This is a genomic window from Microbacterium sp., from assembly GCF_041909575.1.
Classification (GTDB): domain Bacteria; phylum Actinomycetota; class Actinomycetes; order Actinomycetales; family Microbacteriaceae; genus Microbacterium.
Genome location: NZ_JAYRDE010000074.1, coordinates 1 through 14,912, shown reverse-complemented (window position 1 = coordinate 14,912; position 14,912 = coordinate 1). Strand labels below are relative to the sequence as shown.

The following is a 14,912-nucleotide window of genomic DNA, read 5'->3' as shown; positions in this document are numbered from 1 at the left end:
AGGCAGAGCGTGCCGCGGAGATCCGCGACGCGGCAGCGGCCGATCTCGACGATGTGCGCGTGTACCTCACGGGCCCCGAAGGCTTCGAGGTCGACGTCGCCGCGGTCTTCGCGGGAGCAGACTTCACCCTCCTGCTCACCACCGTGATCGTCGTCGCGATCCTGCTGATCGTGACGTACCGCAGCCCGTGGCTGTGGATCGTCCCACTCGTCGTCATCGGCGTCGCCGACGCAGTGGCGGGCATCGTCGCCACCCGGGTGGCGAGCGCCGCTGGAATCGTCCTGGATGCCTCGATCTCCGGCATCCTCTCGGTGCTCGTCTTCGGAGCCGGCACGAACTACGCGCTCCTCCTCATCGCCCGGTACCGTGACGAGCTGCGACTGCACAGCGACCGCCGTGAGGCGATGCGCCGGGCCCTGCGGGGTGCGGGACCCGCGATCATCGCGAGCGGTTCGACCGTCGCGCTCGCGCTGGGAACGCTCCTGTTCGCCGAGATCGCCGGCAACCGCGCGCTCGGCCTCGCCTGCGCGGTCGGCGTGCTCGTGGCCATGGCGTTCGCGCTCATCGTGCTGCCGGCCGCCCTCGTGCTCTTCGGCCGGGGACTCTTCTGGCCGTACATTCCCAGGTTCGGCTCGCCCGATGCGATCTCGCGCAGCCCGTGGGGCCGGCTCGGACGCGCCGTGTCCCGCCGTCCGGCCGTCGTCGCACTGGGTGGGTTCGCCGTGCTCGCGGCGCTCGCGAGCGGGCTCTTCTTCGTCCAGACCGGCCTGTCGCAGAGCGACCGGTTCCTGGAGAAGCCCGAGGCCGTGCAGGGGCAGGAGGTCCTCGCCGACGCCTTCTCGGCGGGCACCAGCTCTCCCGCCACCGTCGTCGTGGCGGCCGGTGACGCCGACGACGCGGTCGCGACTCTCCTCGACGTCGACGGTGTCGACACGGCGGCGGTCGCCGAGGAGTCGGGCGACCTGGCGCGCATCGACGTCGTGCTGTCGGACGCGGCCGAGACGCCGGAATCCTTCGCGACGGTCGAGAGGATGCGCGACGGGCTCGCCGACTCGGATGCCTCGGGAGCGCTGGTCGGCGGGCTCGACGCCCGGTCTCTCGACGTGGCGCAGGCGCAGGCTCGCGATCAGGCGCTGATCATTCCGCTGATCCTCGTGGTCGTGCTCATCGTGCTGATCATTCTGCTGCGCGCGATCGTCGCTCCGCTCCTGCTGCTGATTGCCGTGGTCGCGAGCTACTTCTCCGCGGTCGGTGCGAGCTGGTGGCTCTTCCAGTCCCCGCTCTTCGGCTTCCCCGCGATCGACACGAACGTTCTGCTCTTCAGCTTCCTCTTCCTCGTGGCGCTGGGCGTGGATTACAGCATCTTCCTCGTGACGCGGGCGCAGGAGGAGGCGCGAACACTCGGCACGACCCAGGGCATGATCAGAGGTCTCGCCGCCACCGGCGCCGTCATCACGAGCGCCGGCATCCTCCTCGCGGCCGTGTTCGCGGTGCTGGGCGTGCTCCCTCTCATCACGCTCACGCAGATCGGCGTCATCGTGTGCATCGGCGTGCTCATCGACACGCTGCTCGTGCGCACCGTCATCGTGCCGGCGATGGCGTTCCTCACGAAGGATCGCTTCTGGTGGCCGCGCACGCCGGCGGTCAGCGATGCGGATGCCGCGGCGCGCCACCTCGATGCGCTCGCCGTGGCCCCGACCGAGGCGGAGAAGGCCGAAGAACCGTCGCTGGCCGAGGCGCGTTGACTCGCCTGGCGGGCGAGTGAGAAGAGGATGCCGACGCCAGCAATCTCAGCGCGGGGCCTCACCCGCCGATTCGGGGCGGAGGTCGCCGTGGATGCCGTCGACCTCACCGTGGAGGAGGGGGACATCTATGGATTCCTCGCGCCGAGCGAGGGCGACGCGATCGTCGCCGGCGCGTCGGTGTCACGCGAGCCCGACACGGTGAGGCCGCGGATCGGCGCGGCGCTGCAGGCGACGGCGCTCGACAAGAACCAGACCGGTCGGGAGATCCTCACGCTCCAGGGCCGGCTCTACGGCCTCGGCCGCTCCGACGTCCGTCGTCGGGTCGAGGAGCTCGCCGATATCGGCTCCGCTCTGAACGAGCGGAGTTCGACGTACTCGGGAGGGATGAGACGTCGGCTCGACCTCGCTGCGCCCTGGTCCATGCGCCACGAGGGCTGTTCCTCGACGAGCCGACCACTGGCCTCGACCCGGTCAGTCGTGCACGGATGTGGGACGAGGTGCGGTGACTGAACCGCGACGAAGGCGTCACCGTCTTCCTCACCACCCAGTACCTCGAGGAGGCTGACAGACTGGCCGACCGGATCGGCGTCATCGATCGCGGGCGCAGCTCGACGAGCAGCGGGCATTCGTCGTGCCCAGTTCGCACGCGGGTGAGACGGTGCTGCGTCTGGCGATCATCTCGCCCCTCACGACGGACGAGCTCCTGCGCGACATCCTCGACTCGCTGACCTGACCGGGGGCACGCATCGCCGCCATGGAGTGCGTTCGGCCAGGTGCTCCGTCGTCGGCCCCCACCCTCCCAGCGGCTGGTTGACTGGTGCGCATGGACGCCGTGGCGATGTTCCCGCTCGGCAGCGTGCTGTTCCCGTACACGCCGCTGGTGCTGAGGGTGTTCGAGCCGCGCTACCTCACGATGATGGGCCGACTGCTCGACGTGGAGGACCCGGAGTTCGGGGTCGTGCTCATCGAGCGCGGGCTGGAAGCGGGAGGCGGGGACCAGCGGGCCTCGGTCGGCACGATCGCTCGCATCCTGCAGGTGCAGGCCGGCGCGCAGGACCTCTACGTGGTCGCCGTCGGCGGGGAGCGGATCACCGTGGACAGGTGGCGCGAGGACGACCCGCACCCGGTCGCCGAGGTGTCGACGATGCCCCCGCTCGTCTGGGACGACGCGCTCGAACCGCTGCGGCGTGAAGCGGAGCGCGTCGCGCGCCGCCTCGCCACCCTCGCATCGGTTCTCGGCGAGGTGCGGTGGGATCCCGACACACCGCTCTCGGAAGATCCCGTGGAGTCCTCGTGGCAGCTCGCCGCGATCGCCCCGCTCGGCGAGTACGACCGGTTCCGGCTGCTGAACTCGACCAGCCTCGGCGGGCTGCTCCGGGCGATCATCGACCTCTCCCTCGAAGAGGAGCCGTTGCTCATCGCCCGGGCCGCCGACGCGCGCGACGGGGATGACCTCGAGTCGTGAGGGCGAGCGGCATCCGGGACCGGGCGGGATGAGACGACGCGCGGCCCGCGGATGAGCCGGCGGCCGCGTCCTGGGGCACGATTCCTGCACCGCGGGGCAAGCCGCCTCGGGGCCGCGTCGGCGAGAGTGGGTCCCGAGAGAAGGAGACGCCATGCCCGCGCACCAGAACGACGCGCCCGATCAGCCGCACGACAACCGTGACCTCATCCCGGTGACCGCTGTGAAGCAGGCGGGTCCGCGGCATCCGCTCGACCCGCTGACCGCGGAGGAGATCGCCATCGCGCGAGAGGTGCTGGTCGAGGCCGGCCTGCTTCGTGAGACGGTGCGGGTGCCGATGCTGCTCCCCGACGAGCCCACGAAAGACGAGCTCGCCGCGTGGACGCCCGGGTCGGCACTCGACCGGCGAGTGGACGCGACGCTGATGGATGCCGCGACCGGCGCGGTGACCGACGTCGTCGTCTCCGTGACCCGGCGCGTGGTGGTCTCGACGGTGGCGAGCGACCCGTCGCAGGCCCCGTACGGCCAGCCCCAGTACCTGTTCGAGGAGTACGAGCGCGCCGCAGAGATCGTCAAGGCCTCCGCCGAATGGCAGGCCGCGATGACGCGTCGGGGGCTCGCGGACCGCATCGACCTGGCGTTCTGCTCGCCCCTCGCGCCGGGCTTCGTCGGTCGTGCCGACGAGGTGGGTCGCCGGGTGATCCGCTCCCTGACCTTCCTGCGCGACAGTGAGGACGACATCCCGTGGGCCCACCCCGTGGAAGGGCTGATCGTGCATGTCGACCTCGTCCGCAATGCGGTCATCGGCGTCGAGGACGAAGGCGACGTGCCGGTGCCGTCGGGCAGCGGAAAATATACGCCGGATGCCGTGGGCCCCGCACGCACGAGCCTCAAGCCGATCGAGATCACACAGCCCGAGGGGCCGAGCTTCGCCGTGAACGGCTCCCTCGTCGAGTGGGAGAACTGGTCGATGCGCGTGGACTTCAACGCCCGCGAGGGCCTCGTGCTGCACGACGTGCGATTCGACGACCGGCCGGTGCTGACGCGAGCGAGCGTGCCCGAGATGGTGGTGCCCTACGGCGACACGTCGAACACGCGGTTCTGGATCAGCTATTTCGACGCGGGCGAGTACCTCCTCGGAAAGAACGCGAACCACCTCGAACTCGGCTGCGACTGCCTCGGCGTCATCCGGTACTTCGACGGCTTCGTCGCCGACGACCACGGCCACCCGGTCAAGATCCCCAACGTGGTCTGCATGCACGAGGAGGACTACGGGATCCTGTGGAAGCACACCGAGCAGGGCCCGGTCGGGGCGCATGTCCGGCGGTCCCGGCGGCTGGTGGTCTCGTACTTCTCGACCATCGGCAACTACGACTACGGATTCTACTGGTACTTCTACCTGGACGGCTCGATCCAGCTCGAGGCGAAGGCGACCGGCATCGTGTTCGTCGGCGCCGGTCACCCCGGCTCGTCCAACCCGCACGCGCCGGAGATCGCCCCCGGAGTCTTCGCGCCGGTGCACCAGCACCTCTTCTCGGCTCGGCTCGACGTCGCCGTCGACGGCGAGGACAACCGGCTCGTCGAGATCGACGCCGCGCGGATCCCGATGGGCGAGTCCAACCCGTTCGGCAACGCCTTCACCTGGACCGAGACGCCGCTGCGCACCGAGTCCGAGGCGCAGCGCGTCGCCGACACCTCCGTCGCGCGCGTGTGGGAGGTGCGCAGCGCCACGAAGAAGAACTACATCGGCAAGCCCACCGCGTACCACCTCATCCCGCAGCCCACCGCGCTGCTCATGGCGGACCCGGCCTCGTCGGTAGCCGCCCGCGCGGCGTTCGCCACGAAGCACCTGTGGGGGACGGCCTACGACCGCGACGAGCGATGGCCCGCCGGCAGGTACCCGAACGCCCACGAGGGTGGCGCCGGCCTTCCCGCGTACGCGGCCGACGACCGTTCCATCGACGGCGAGGACCTGGTGCTGTGGCACACCTTCGGGCTCACGCACATCCCGCGCCCCGAGGACTGGCCGATCATGCCCGTCGACTACGCGGGATTCTGGTTCAAGCCGTACGGGTTCCTCGACGTGAACCCCGCGATGGACGTGCCCGAGTCCAGCCAGGCGCACCAGGTCGCCGACGGCGGCTGCGGCAAGGGTGCGGCGTGCGCATGCGGTGACTGAGCAGGGCGGCGAGCGAACGACGAGGGGACGGATGCCGCGGCATCCGTCCCCTCGTTGGTCCCGGGTCAGACCCCCACGGTCTCGCTGCCCAGGTGCGGGGCGTCGGCCTCGTCGGCGCCGTGCCCGATCTGGCGGTAGACGTCGGGCTTCGCCTTGCGCAGCCAGTACGCCCACAGCACCGCGGCGAGGGAGGGGAGCAGAAGGATGGCCGGCAGGATGAACGTCGTCGGAGTGGACTGGGTCTGCCCGAGCAGGACGTCCCAGTTGACGAGGATGAGGATCCACACGATGCCGAGCGATACCAGGGCGATGATCGGAGCGACGAGGCGGCTTCCGGCTCCGACGTCGCGGGTGTCGCGGCGGAAGAACCCGATCACCGCCGCCGAGACGAGCACCATGAGCAGCACCAGCCCGAACGCGCCGAGGTTCGTGAGCCACGTGAACAGGGTGAGCACGGGGTAGGGACCGTTCTCGGGGTTCCAGCCCATCTCGGCGATGGCGAAGCCGATGATGACGACCGCGGCCAGGATCGACTGCGCGAGGGAGCCCGCCCAGGGTGCGCCGCTGCTGGTGCGCACGGTACCCAGCCGACGCGGAAGCACCCCCTCCCGTCCGAGGGAGAAGGCGTAGCGCGAGACGGCGTTGTGGAAGCTGACCAGCGCCGCGAAGAGGCTCGTGATGAAGAGGATCGACATGACGTCGACCCAGAGCACGCCGAGGTACTCGGCCACGAAGTTGAAGAACAGCGGCGGGCCGGCCTCCTCCGGCGAGATTCCGGCAGGGTCGGCGATCTTCGCCGGACCGATCGCCAGGGCGAGCGCCCAGGATGAGAGCGCGTAGAACACGCCGATCACCACGACGGCGAGGAACGTCGCGCGCGGGATGGTGCGCTTGGGGTCGCGCGACTCCTCACCGTAGATGGCGGCGGACTCGAAGCCCATGAAGGCGGCGATGCCGAAGGCGAGGACGGCGCCGACGCCGGGTACGAACAGCGCCGCCGGCGTCATCGGTTCGACGGTGAAGCCCTCAGCAGGATTCGCGAACGCCACGACGTCGAACACGATGACGGCGAGGAACTCGAGGGCGACGAGTATGCCGAGCACCTTCGCCGACAGATCGACGCGGTTGACTCCGAGGATGCCGACGGCCACGATGCCCAGCAGCACCCACACCCACCAGGGGCTCGCCCAGCCCGTCTTCGATTCGATGAACGACGACACCTGGAAGCCGAACATGCCCCAGATGCCGATCTGCATCGCGTTGTATGCGATGAGCGCGAGCACGGACGCGCCGACGCCCGTCGGCCGTCCTATGCCCTGGGAGACGTAGGAGTAGAAGGCGCCGGCGTTGGTGATGAACCTGCTCATCGCCGCATAGCCGATGGCGAAGATCGCCAGAGCGGCGGCGAGCACCAGGTACCCGAACGGTATGCCGTCGACGTGCGTGACCGAGTACGCGCTGGTCACGCCGCCGGCGACGACGGTCAGCGGTGCGGACGCCGCGATGATCATGAATGCGACGGCGAGGACACCCAGACGGCGATGCGCCGCTGTGCGTGTCGTCGAGGTCGTCGGTCCTGAAGTGGCCATGGGCAGCTCCTTCGATGCTCGGATCGGGTTGGACTCATCGTTCCGAGCGGCGAGGGTGCGGCGTTGACGAGGGGAGCAGAGACCTTGTCTCTGGGAGCACAACGGCCCTGGTGCTAGACTCCAGAATCGTATACGATCGGCCACAGTGAGGTGAGCCATGGACGAACCGCGCACTCCGGACCACGGGCCGGCGCAAGCTGAGGAGCAGCAAGCGCAGGACGCCGCGCGCCTCCCCTTCAGCGACTACCGCCACGCCGTCTCCAACGCGGTCGTCGCCCTCGACGTCCATACCGAGCAGGACGACCGCTTCCGCGGTGCACTCGACGCGGCCGCGGCAGGCGACATCCATGTCTTCGGCATCTCCGCCGACGAGCACAGCGTCCATCGCACCCCCGGCCTGATCGCGCGTGCGCCGCAGCAGTACTTCAAGTTCTCTCTCATCGAGCGCGGCACCGGGCTCATCGTCCAGGACGGCCGCGAGATCTCGCTCCGCGCCGGCGATATGGCGATCTACGACACGGACCGGCCCTACTCCCTCCTCTTCGACGACGCCATGCGGATGTCGGTCGTGATGTTCCCCAAGGTGATGCTCGACATCCCCGCCGACACCATCACGCGACTCACGGCAACCCGCCTCGACGGCAACGGCGGCGTCGGCGCGATGATCGGACCCTACGTGGCATCGCTCGCGCGCGGCGCCGGAGAGCTGGACGCGCACCTCGCCCGGCGCATGTTCCGCACCGCTGTCGACATGGTGGGGACGCTCCTCGAAGCCAATCTCGGGCCAGAGGTGACGTCGACCGATGCCCACGGCACGCTCCTGCGCCGCGTTCTCGACTACATCGACGAGAATCTCCCCGACAGCGAACTCTCGCCCGGGCAGATCGCGGCGGCGCACTTCATCTCGGTGCGACACCTTCACGCGGTCTTCAACGAGCAGGGCACGACCGTCTCCACGATGATCCGCACGCGCCGGCTCGAGCGCTGCTACGACGCGCTGGTCGATCCGCAGCAGGCTCATCTCTCGATCACAGCCGTCGCGATGGCGCACGGATTCGTCGACGCCGCGCATTTCAGCCGCACGTTCCGCGCCCACTTCGGCGTCCCGCCCAGCACGGTACGCAGCGCGTAGAGCGTCGACCGCGGGGCGGTGCGCGGGCGGTCAACCGACCTGCGCGCAGTGGCAAACCACGCCGGCGAAATCTTCCGACAATCGAGGCAGGACCCCGATCGAGGAGGATCACATGACTGTCGCGACGTCGATTCTGGACGCCATCACCGCTCCCGAGAGCGAGGGGCGGGCGATTCCGGATGCTGCGACCCGCGAGACGATCGGCTACGCGCCGGTGCACTCCGTGGCCGACCTCGATGCAGCCGTCGCAGCGGCGCGCGCGGCGCAGCCCGCGTGGAACGCGCTCGGCCACGCGGAGCGGTCGCGCATCCTCCACGCGATCGCCGATGACATCGAGGCGAGCGCCGAGGAGCTCGCCCGGCTGCTCTCCCGCGAGCAGGGGAAGCCGCTGGACGGACCGAACGCCCGCTTCGAGGTGGGTGCGTGCGCGGTGTGGACGCGCGCCGCCGCAGACACCCCGCTGGAGACGGAAGTCGTCTTCGAGGCGGAGGGTGCTCGTGCGGAAGTCCACTACGACGCCCTCGGTGTGGTCGGCGCGATCGGTCCGTGGAACTGGCCCATGATGATCTCGGTCTGGCAGATCGCTCCGTCGCTGCGCATGGGGAACACGGTGGTGGTCAAGCCGAGCGAGTACACCCCCCTCTCGGTGCTCGCCCTCGCCGAGGTGTACAACCGGCACCTCCCCGAAGGCGTGCTCGCCGTCGTGTCGGGGGATCGGCAGGTGGGCGCCGCAATCGCGGGTCACCCGGGCATCGACAAGATCATGTTCACCGGTTCGACCGCGACGGGGCGCAGGATCGTCGAGTCATCCGCCGGGAACCTCGCTCGCCTCACCCTCGAACTCGGCGGAAACGATGCCGGCATCGTCCTCCCCGGCACCGACCCCGCCGCGATCGCCGAGAACCTGTTCTGGGGATGCTTCATCAACACCGGGCAGACCTGCGCCGCCCTCAAGCGCCTCTACGTGCACGACTCGGTGTACGACGAGGTCGTGGCCACGCTCGCGAGAATGGCCGAGGCGATGCCGATGGGCCGCGGTCTCGACGAGGGCAACGTGCTCGGGCCGCTGCAGAACCAGAAGCAGTTCGACATCGTCGAATCGCTCGTCGACGATGCGCGCCGCCGAGGCGCCCGGATCGTCGTCGGCGGGGAGCCGGCACCCGAGCTCGGGCCGCTCTTCTACCGCACCACCGTGGTCGCCGACATCGAGGACGGGACCGCTCTGGTCGACGAGGAGCAGTTCGGTCCCGTCATCCCCGTCATCCGCTACTCGGACGTGGACGACGCGGTCCGGCGCGCGAACGCCTCCGCGCAGGGCCTCGGCGCCTCGGTCTGGTCGGCGGACGTCGACGCCGCGGTCGAGGTGGCCAGGCGCATCCAGGCCGGCACCGTCTGGATCAACCAGCACGGCGCGCTCAACCCGGTCGTGCCGTTCGGCGGCGTGAAGGCCTCCGGATACGGGCAGGAGTTCGGCGTCGCCGGCCTCAAGGCGGTTGCCGCTCCCAAGGTCATCAGCCGCTGACGAGTGCGCGGCGCCTCCGCGACGCGCACTATGACCGCGTGGTCGGGCGCCCCGTCGACGAACGCGGGATCAGCGTGGGCAGGGCGCTGCGGATCGCGCCGGCCGAACCCGCCGGGCTGAGGAGCAGTTCGATCGCCGTCGTCGCGATCTGGTCGAACGCCGTGTGCACGGAGGACAACGGCACCGGCAGGCGTGCGGCGAGCGGGATGTCGTTGTAGCCGACGACGGAGACGTCCGAGCCGACGGCAAGCCCCCGGTGATGTGCAGCGGCGATCACACCGATGGCGATGTTGTCGTTGGCGGCGAACACAGCGGTGGGCGGCCGGGACCGCGAGAAGAGCTCCGCGCCCGCGCTGATGCCGTCGTCCACCCCGTATCCGCCGGAGATGACGTCGGCGTCATCGATCTCGAGGTGCGCCTCGAGCAGGGCGCGCTTCGCGCCGGCGAGGCGCGCGCGGGCGCTGGAGGTGAACCAGGGTCCGGTGACGATCCCCAGTTCGCGGTGCCCGAGATCGATGAGATGCCGCACCGCCAGGTAGCCGCCGGCTTCGTCGTCGCCGAGCGAGGACGGACTGATTCCGTCGGTCCGGAGTGCCAGGACGTGCGGGATGGAACGCTGGCGGAGGGAGGCGGGCAGCGCATCGTCCAGCCGGGCCGTTGCGAGGATCAGACCGTCCGCGCCACGGTCGAGGAGGGTCTCGGTCGCGCGCCGTTCGTCGTCGGGCTCGTCGCCGCACGTGGCGACCACGGCGAAATGCCCCCGCTGACGCGCTGCGCGCTCGATCGCCTCGAACATGAGGGCCATCACGGTGTCGGTGAGGCGGGGGACGAGGACACCGATCGTTCCGGTCGCACCGCGGCGCAGGCTGGAGGCGACGACATTCCTGCGGTACCCGAGATCATCGGCGATGCGCCGTACCCGTTGCGCGGTCTCGGACTTCGATGCGGGCGTCCGCTCGTCGAGCACCCTGCTCACCGTCGAGATGCTCACGCCCGACGCCTCTGCGACATCGCGAAGCGTCACCACGCGCCGGTCGAGCTCGGCATCCATCGGCGTTTCATCCTCTCTCCGTTCGCGAGTCTATCCACGGGCGGCTCCGCCTCCGTGATCCGGCGCATCCGCATCGGGGGTTGACAGATTCTCGTCCGATCAGGATACTTGCAATCGTTACTGCAAACGTTCCCGCAATCGTTCCCATCGATGCGGATCTCGACGAAGAGAAAGAAGGATGCGAGATGACTCTCGACCTCCGCGGGCTCAACCCCGCACCCGTGACCCCGTTCACCACCGATGGCGAGATCGACTTCCCCGCCATCGAGCGACTCGGATCCTGGCTGGCCTCCGTCGAAGGCGTCAAGAGCCTCACCGTGCTCGGCCACGCGGGCGAGGGCACGTTCCTCACCGTCGACGAGCAGCTCTCGGTGATCACCGCATTCCGGGATGCCGTCGAAGACCGGATCCCGATCGTCGCCGGCATCACCGGCGAGGGCAACAAGGTCGCCGCGCTCGAAGCGAAGCGAGCGGTGGATGCCGGTGCCTCGGCTGGACTGGTCTACCCCTCGCACGGCTGGCTGCGGTTCGGCTATCAGGACGGCGCACCCCAGACCCGCTACCGGGAGATCTGGGAGACCAGCGGTCTGCCGCTCATCCTGTTCCAGTACCCCGACAACACCAAGGCGACCTACGACCTCGAGACGCAGCTCGAGATCGCCGGACAGCCCGGAGTGTTCGCCACCAAGAACGGTGTGCGGAACATGAAGCGGTGGTACACGGAGATCCCGGCTCTGCGCGCGGCCTACCCCGAACTGCAGATCCTGTCCTGCCACGACGAGTACCTGCTGCCCACCATGTTCGACGTCGACGGCCTTCTCGTCGGCTATGGCAACATCGCCCCCGAACTGCTCGTCGACCTCATCGCCGCCGGCAAGGCGCGCGACTACGAAGCCGCCCACGCCATTCACGAGCGCCTGCTCCCCGTCACGAAGAACGTGTACCACCGGGGCTCGCACATGGAGGGCACGGTCGCCCTCAAGTGGGGGCTCGTGCACCGCGGCATCCTCGACCACGCGACCGTTCGGCCGCCGCTGCTCCCGCTGGCCGACGGCGCCGACGCCGAGATCGCTGCGGCGTTCGCGTCCGCCGGACTCGACAAGGTCACCGTCTCTGCGTGATCATCCGGGGGTGGAGATCTTCGTGACCTCCGCCCCCGGCACCCGACGCTCGCGTCGCGCCGCCGAGGGCGGCATCCGTCAATGAAGACATCGCGGTGCACGACACCGCACTCCGACGAAGGAGGCCCGCAATGGGCGAAATCCGCACCACCCGCACCGCGGCGACACCCGGTACCGGCCACGGCCGCATCTCCACGGAGACGGTGAGAACACTCGTGGAAGCTCACAAGACCCGCCGCTCGTTCTGGCAGACCCTCGGTCTGATCGGCCCGGCGTTCGTCGCGGGCGCCTGGCAGTTCGGCCCCGGGAACCTGACCACCGCCGTCCAGGCCGGGAGCAATTTCGGCTACGCGCTGATCTGGGTCATCGTCATCTCGACCATCCTCATGATCTTCCTCACCGACATGAGCGTCCGGCTCGGGATCAGGAGCCCTGTCTCACTTATCACCTCCATCAAAGAGCACCTCGGAAAGGCCGTCGGCGTCATCGCAGGCGTGGGCGTCTTCTTGATCACCCTGTGCTTCTCCGTCGGCAACGCCGTAGGTTCGGGCCTCGGCCTCTCCATGCTGATCCCCGGCACATCGCCGGTGATGTGGACGATCATCTGCACGCTCGGCGTCGCCGCGGTCCTCTTCATCCGCGCCGTCTACCGGGTGATCGAGAAGGTGCTGATCGCGATCGTCGCGCTGATGGCCTTCTGCTTCATCGTGAGCGCGTTCATCTCGAACGCGGACTGGGCGCAGGCGGCCTCGGGCCTCATTCCCACCGTCCCGGACGGAGCATGGGTGCTGGTGGTGGCACTGGTCGGCACGAACTTCTCGATCAACGCGGCCTTCTACACGTCGTACGGCACCAAGGAGCGCAAGCGGACCGAGGCCGACTACCGGGATGTGACCATCGTCGACACCATCCCGGGCATCATCGCCCCCGGGGTCATGACCGCGCTCGTGATCGTCGTCGCAGCCGCGGTGCTCGGCGCCACCGGCCAGGCAGCCACCTCGATCGTCGGCCTCGCGGCCATCTTCGAGCCGCTCGCGGGCCCGGTGGGGGGAGCGATCTTCGCCCTCGGATTCTTCGGAGCGGCGTTCTCGTCGATGATCCCCAATGCCATCGCCGGCGGCACGATCCTGTCCGATGCGTTCGGTCGCGGCGCCTCGGCCGAGACTCGCACCGCGCGGATCGTCAGCGGGTTCATCCTCGCGTTCGGCGTCACGATCACGCTCGCCTTCCAGACCTCCCCCGTCGAACTGATCGTCCTCGCTCAGGCGCTGACAGTGCTCGTCGCCCCGGTCCTCGCGGCGCTCATCATCATCATGAGCAACCGGCGCGATCTCATGGGCAGCCTCCGCAACAAGTGGTGGCAGAACCTGCTGGGTGCCATCGGGCTCGTGGCCGTGCTCGCGCTGTCGGTGCGGCTCGTCACCAGCCTGCTCGGCATGGGATAGCGGTCCTTCCGCGGGCCGCACCACCCGAGTCGCCAAGACGCGCCGCGCTCCCGTCCGGAGACCGGCGTGTCTTGGCGACTCACCGGGAGCGGCATCCGGTCACTCTGCAGCCGGCCCCACGGAAGCCTGCGCCGTGGTCTCCGCCGGCGTGAGGTGCCAGGGCCGCTGGCGATGCAGCTCCAGCAACTGGGCGCCGAGCCCGAAGAACACCATCGCGAGCCAGACCAGGACGTTCAGCCACGGGATCTGCAGCGCCACGATCAGGATCACGCCGCCGACGAGCGACATGACGACCGGATGTCCCCTCTCGCGGAAGACGAGGCGTCCGATGTAGTACGCGCTGTATACGAACGTCGCGAGGAGCATCACCGTCCACACCAGCAGACCGGCCAGCGCGAGCGGGGCGCCGATGATCGTGACGGCCAGGAACAGCAGGGCGACGGGGACAGCGATGGCGGCCACGAATCCGACGAGCAGCGCCTTCCACGGCGAGGGCACGAGGTGGTCGGTCACGCGGTGCAGCCAGCGCGGGAAGAGCAGCCCCGCGAGGAGCATGATCAGGCTGAGCGCGACGAGCGCGTAGAACACCCCGAGGAACCAGCCGAGGAGCACCGCCCAGGGTGAGACCTCGACCTTGGGTGTCTGCGGAGGGTCGATGCGTTCCACCGTCCCCGCGACGGCCCCGTCGGCGATTCGTGCTTCGTCGTCGCTCACATACGTCACGCTGCCGCCGACGGAACCATCGATGTCGAGACGCCCGACGCTGACGAGCATGTCCCGGCCGATGTCGCCGTCGACGCTGACGGTTCCGGCTGCAGCGACCACGTCGTCCCCGACAGTGCCGGTGTCGCCGACGGTGAAGCTCGCGGCGAAGACGGTTCCGCTGCGCGTCACCTCGCCGGTGATCGAGACATCCTGCCCGGTGAGACGCACGTCGCCGTCGACCGTGCCGATGATCGTGATCGTCTGGGCCGCAGCGATCACGTCACCCGTCACGTCGCCGCTGATGGTGACGCTCTGGCCGGTGGCGTAGACGTCGCCGTCGATCACACCCGAGACGTCGATGAAGGCGCCGGTGTAGAACTGCGGACCCTCGCGATCATCCGCCGCCGCGATCGTTTCGAGGGGTGGGGCGGGCGAGGCGGCAACGGCGGCAGCGCCGCCGCCGAAGGACAGGATGCCGGCGGCAAGGAGGACGGCCAGGGATCGGCGGACGGAGGCACGCAGTGGAATGGCCATGGGTCCACTGTGCGGCGGTGCCGCGCCATCCGCAGGGCCGAAGGTCCCGTGCGACCCCATGCCCGAGGGACGCTCACCGACCGGTTGCTTCGACCGCGCCCGAGCAGTCGGCCCCTCAGAGTGTGGCGAGCAGCGCCTCGGCCGCGGCGCGCGAGTGCGCCACGCGCCCGGGATCGGTGTCGAAATCCCCGAGGAACACCGAGCCCAGCGCGCAGGTGAGGAGTCCGTAGGCCACGGTGAGGCAGGCGCCGTCCGAGGCATCCGGATGCGCGCGCGCCACCAGCTCAGCGAGCTGAGTGCGCGTCGCCCCGTATGAACTGGTGAGCACGTCGGCGATCTCGGGCTTCGTCCGCGACAGTTCCACGAGCCCGAGCACGACGGCGTTCTCGCGGTCGGGGGAGAGGAACTCCACGCCGAAGAGGTAGTC

General features: G+C 69.4%; 11 protein-coding genes and 1 pseudogene. 8 read left to right on the top strand and 4 right to left on the bottom strand.

The genetic code is table 11. The features are described from left to right. The 4 genes from ACE3O1_RS10910 to ACE3O1_RS10895 all read left to right on the top strand — a co-directional run. The coding region (locus ACE3O1_RS10910; protein ID WP_374315062.1) for an MMPL family transporter at positions 1 to 1,745 on the top strand (1,745 nt) is incomplete at its 5' end. Between the two features lie 27 nt (positions 1,746 to 1,772). Next, a complete protein-coding gene (locus tag ACE3O1_RS10905) occupies positions 1,773 to 2,255 on the top strand; it encodes a hypothetical protein (protein ID WP_374315061.1) in 483 nt (160 codons plus the stop codon). Positions 2,256 to 2,568: 313 nt separating this feature from the next. Beyond that, positions 2,569 to 3,210 carry an LON peptidase substrate-binding domain-containing protein gene (locus tag ACE3O1_RS10900; RefSeq protein ID WP_374315060.1) on the top strand — a complete coding sequence of 214 codons (642 nt, stop codon included), beginning with the start codon at positions 2,569 to 2,571 and terminating at the stop codon, positions 3,208 to 3,210. Between the two features lie 151 nt (positions 3,211 to 3,361). Continuing rightward, positions 3,362 to 5,386, top strand: coding sequence for a primary-amine oxidase (locus ACE3O1_RS10895; protein WP_374315059.1), 2,025 nt, complete (start codon positions 3,362 to 3,364; stop codon positions 5,384 to 5,386). 65 nt (positions 5,387 to 5,451) lie between these two features. On the opposite strand, the gene ACE3O1_RS10890 is transcribed toward ACE3O1_RS10895, so the two are convergent. Continuing rightward, positions 5,452 to 6,975: an APC family permease gene (locus ACE3O1_RS10890; protein ID WP_374315058.1), complete on the bottom strand. Its 1,524-nt coding sequence runs from the start codon at positions 6,973 to 6,975 to the stop codon at positions 5,452 to 5,454. Positions 6,976 to 7,132: 157 nt separating this feature from the next. Between ACE3O1_RS10890 and ACE3O1_RS10885 the strand changes: the two genes are divergently transcribed. Together ACE3O1_RS10885 and ACE3O1_RS10880 are read left to right on the top strand one after the other, a co-directional pair. After that, positions 7,133 to 8,107 carry a helix-turn-helix domain-containing protein gene (locus tag ACE3O1_RS10885; protein ID WP_374315057.1) on the top strand — a complete coding sequence of 325 codons (975 nt, stop codon included), beginning with the start codon at positions 7,133 to 7,135 and terminating at the stop codon, positions 8,105 to 8,107. A gap of 112 nt (positions 8,108 to 8,219) precedes the next feature. Beyond that, positions 8,220 to 9,629, top strand: a complete 1,410-nt coding sequence (locus ACE3O1_RS10880) for an aldehyde dehydrogenase family protein (protein ID WP_374315056.1) — start codon at positions 8,220 to 8,222, stop codon at positions 9,627 to 9,629. 28 nt (positions 9,630 to 9,657) lie between these two features. Here the strand turns inward: ACE3O1_RS10880 and ACE3O1_RS10875 are convergent, their stop codons facing one another. Next, the gene (locus ACE3O1_RS10875; protein ID WP_374315055.1) at positions 9,658 to 10,680 is read right to left on the bottom strand and encodes a LacI family DNA-binding transcriptional regulator; all 1,023 of its coding nucleotides are present in this window, start codon (positions 10,678 to 10,680) and stop codon (positions 9,658 to 9,660) included. A gap of 185 nt (positions 10,681 to 10,865) precedes the next feature. Here ACE3O1_RS10875 and ACE3O1_RS10870 point away from each other — a divergent pair, with 185 nt between their 5' ends. Beyond that, complete coding sequence (locus ACE3O1_RS10870) at positions 10,866 to 11,801, top strand: dihydrodipicolinate synthase family protein (RefSeq protein WP_374315054.1); 936 nt, start codon at positions 10,866 to 10,868, stop codon at positions 11,799 to 11,801. A gap of 131 nt (positions 11,802 to 11,932) precedes the next feature. Further along, positions 11,933 to 13,246, top strand: coding sequence for an Nramp family divalent metal transporter (locus tag ACE3O1_RS10865; protein ID WP_374315053.1), 1,314 nt, complete (start codon positions 11,933 to 11,935; stop codon positions 13,244 to 13,246). 99 nt (positions 13,247 to 13,345) lie between these two features. Here ACE3O1_RS10865 and ACE3O1_RS10860 read toward each other — a convergent pair whose 3' ends face one another. Continuing rightward, a complete protein-coding gene (locus tag ACE3O1_RS10860; RefSeq protein ID WP_374315052.1) occupies positions 13,346 to 14,485 on the bottom strand; it encodes a hypothetical protein in 1,140 nt (379 codons plus the stop codon). Positions 14,486 to 14,600: 115 nt separating this feature from the next. Then, positions 14,601 to 14,912 (bottom strand): annotated as a pseudogene (locus tag ACE3O1_RS10855) (TetR/AcrR family transcriptional regulator); the annotation flags it as partial.

What these genes read in the sequence shown, in the direction of transcription:
- ACE3O1_RS10905 (WP_374315061.1), top strand. Translation starts at nt 1,773, where the DNA reads ATGCCGACGCCAGCAATCTCAGCGCGGGGCCTCACCCGCCGATTCGGG.
- ACE3O1_RS10900 (WP_374315060.1), top strand. Translation starts at nt 2,569, where the DNA reads ATGGACGCCGTGGCGATGTTCCCGCTCGGCAGCGTGCTGTTCCCGTAC.
- ACE3O1_RS10895 (WP_374315059.1), top strand. Translation starts at nt 3,362, where the DNA reads ATGCCCGCGCACCAGAACGACGCGCCCGATCAGCCGCACGACAACCGT.
- ACE3O1_RS10890 (WP_374315058.1), bottom strand. Translation starts at nt 6,975, where the DNA reads ATGGCCACTTCAGGACCGACGACCTCGACGACACGCACAGCGGCGCAT.
- ACE3O1_RS10885 (WP_374315057.1), top strand. Translation starts at nt 7,133, where the DNA reads ATGGACGAACCGCGCACTCCGGACCACGGGCCGGCGCAAGCTGAGGAG.
- ACE3O1_RS10880 (WP_374315056.1), top strand. Translation starts at nt 8,220, where the DNA reads ATGACTGTCGCGACGTCGATTCTGGACGCCATCACCGCTCCCGAGAGC.
- ACE3O1_RS10875 (WP_374315055.1), bottom strand. Translation starts at nt 10,680, where the DNA reads ATGGATGCCGAGCTCGACCGGCGCGTGGTGACGCTTCGCGATGTCGCA.
- ACE3O1_RS10870 (WP_374315054.1), top strand. Translation starts at nt 10,866, where the DNA reads ATGACTCTCGACCTCCGCGGGCTCAACCCCGCACCCGTGACCCCGTTC.
- ACE3O1_RS10865 (WP_374315053.1), top strand. Translation starts at nt 11,933, where the DNA reads ATGGGCGAAATCCGCACCACCCGCACCGCGGCGACACCCGGTACCGGC.
- ACE3O1_RS10860 (WP_374315052.1), bottom strand. Translation starts at nt 14,485, where the DNA reads ATGGCCATTCCACTGCGTGCCTCCGTCCGCCGATCCCTGGCCGTCCTC.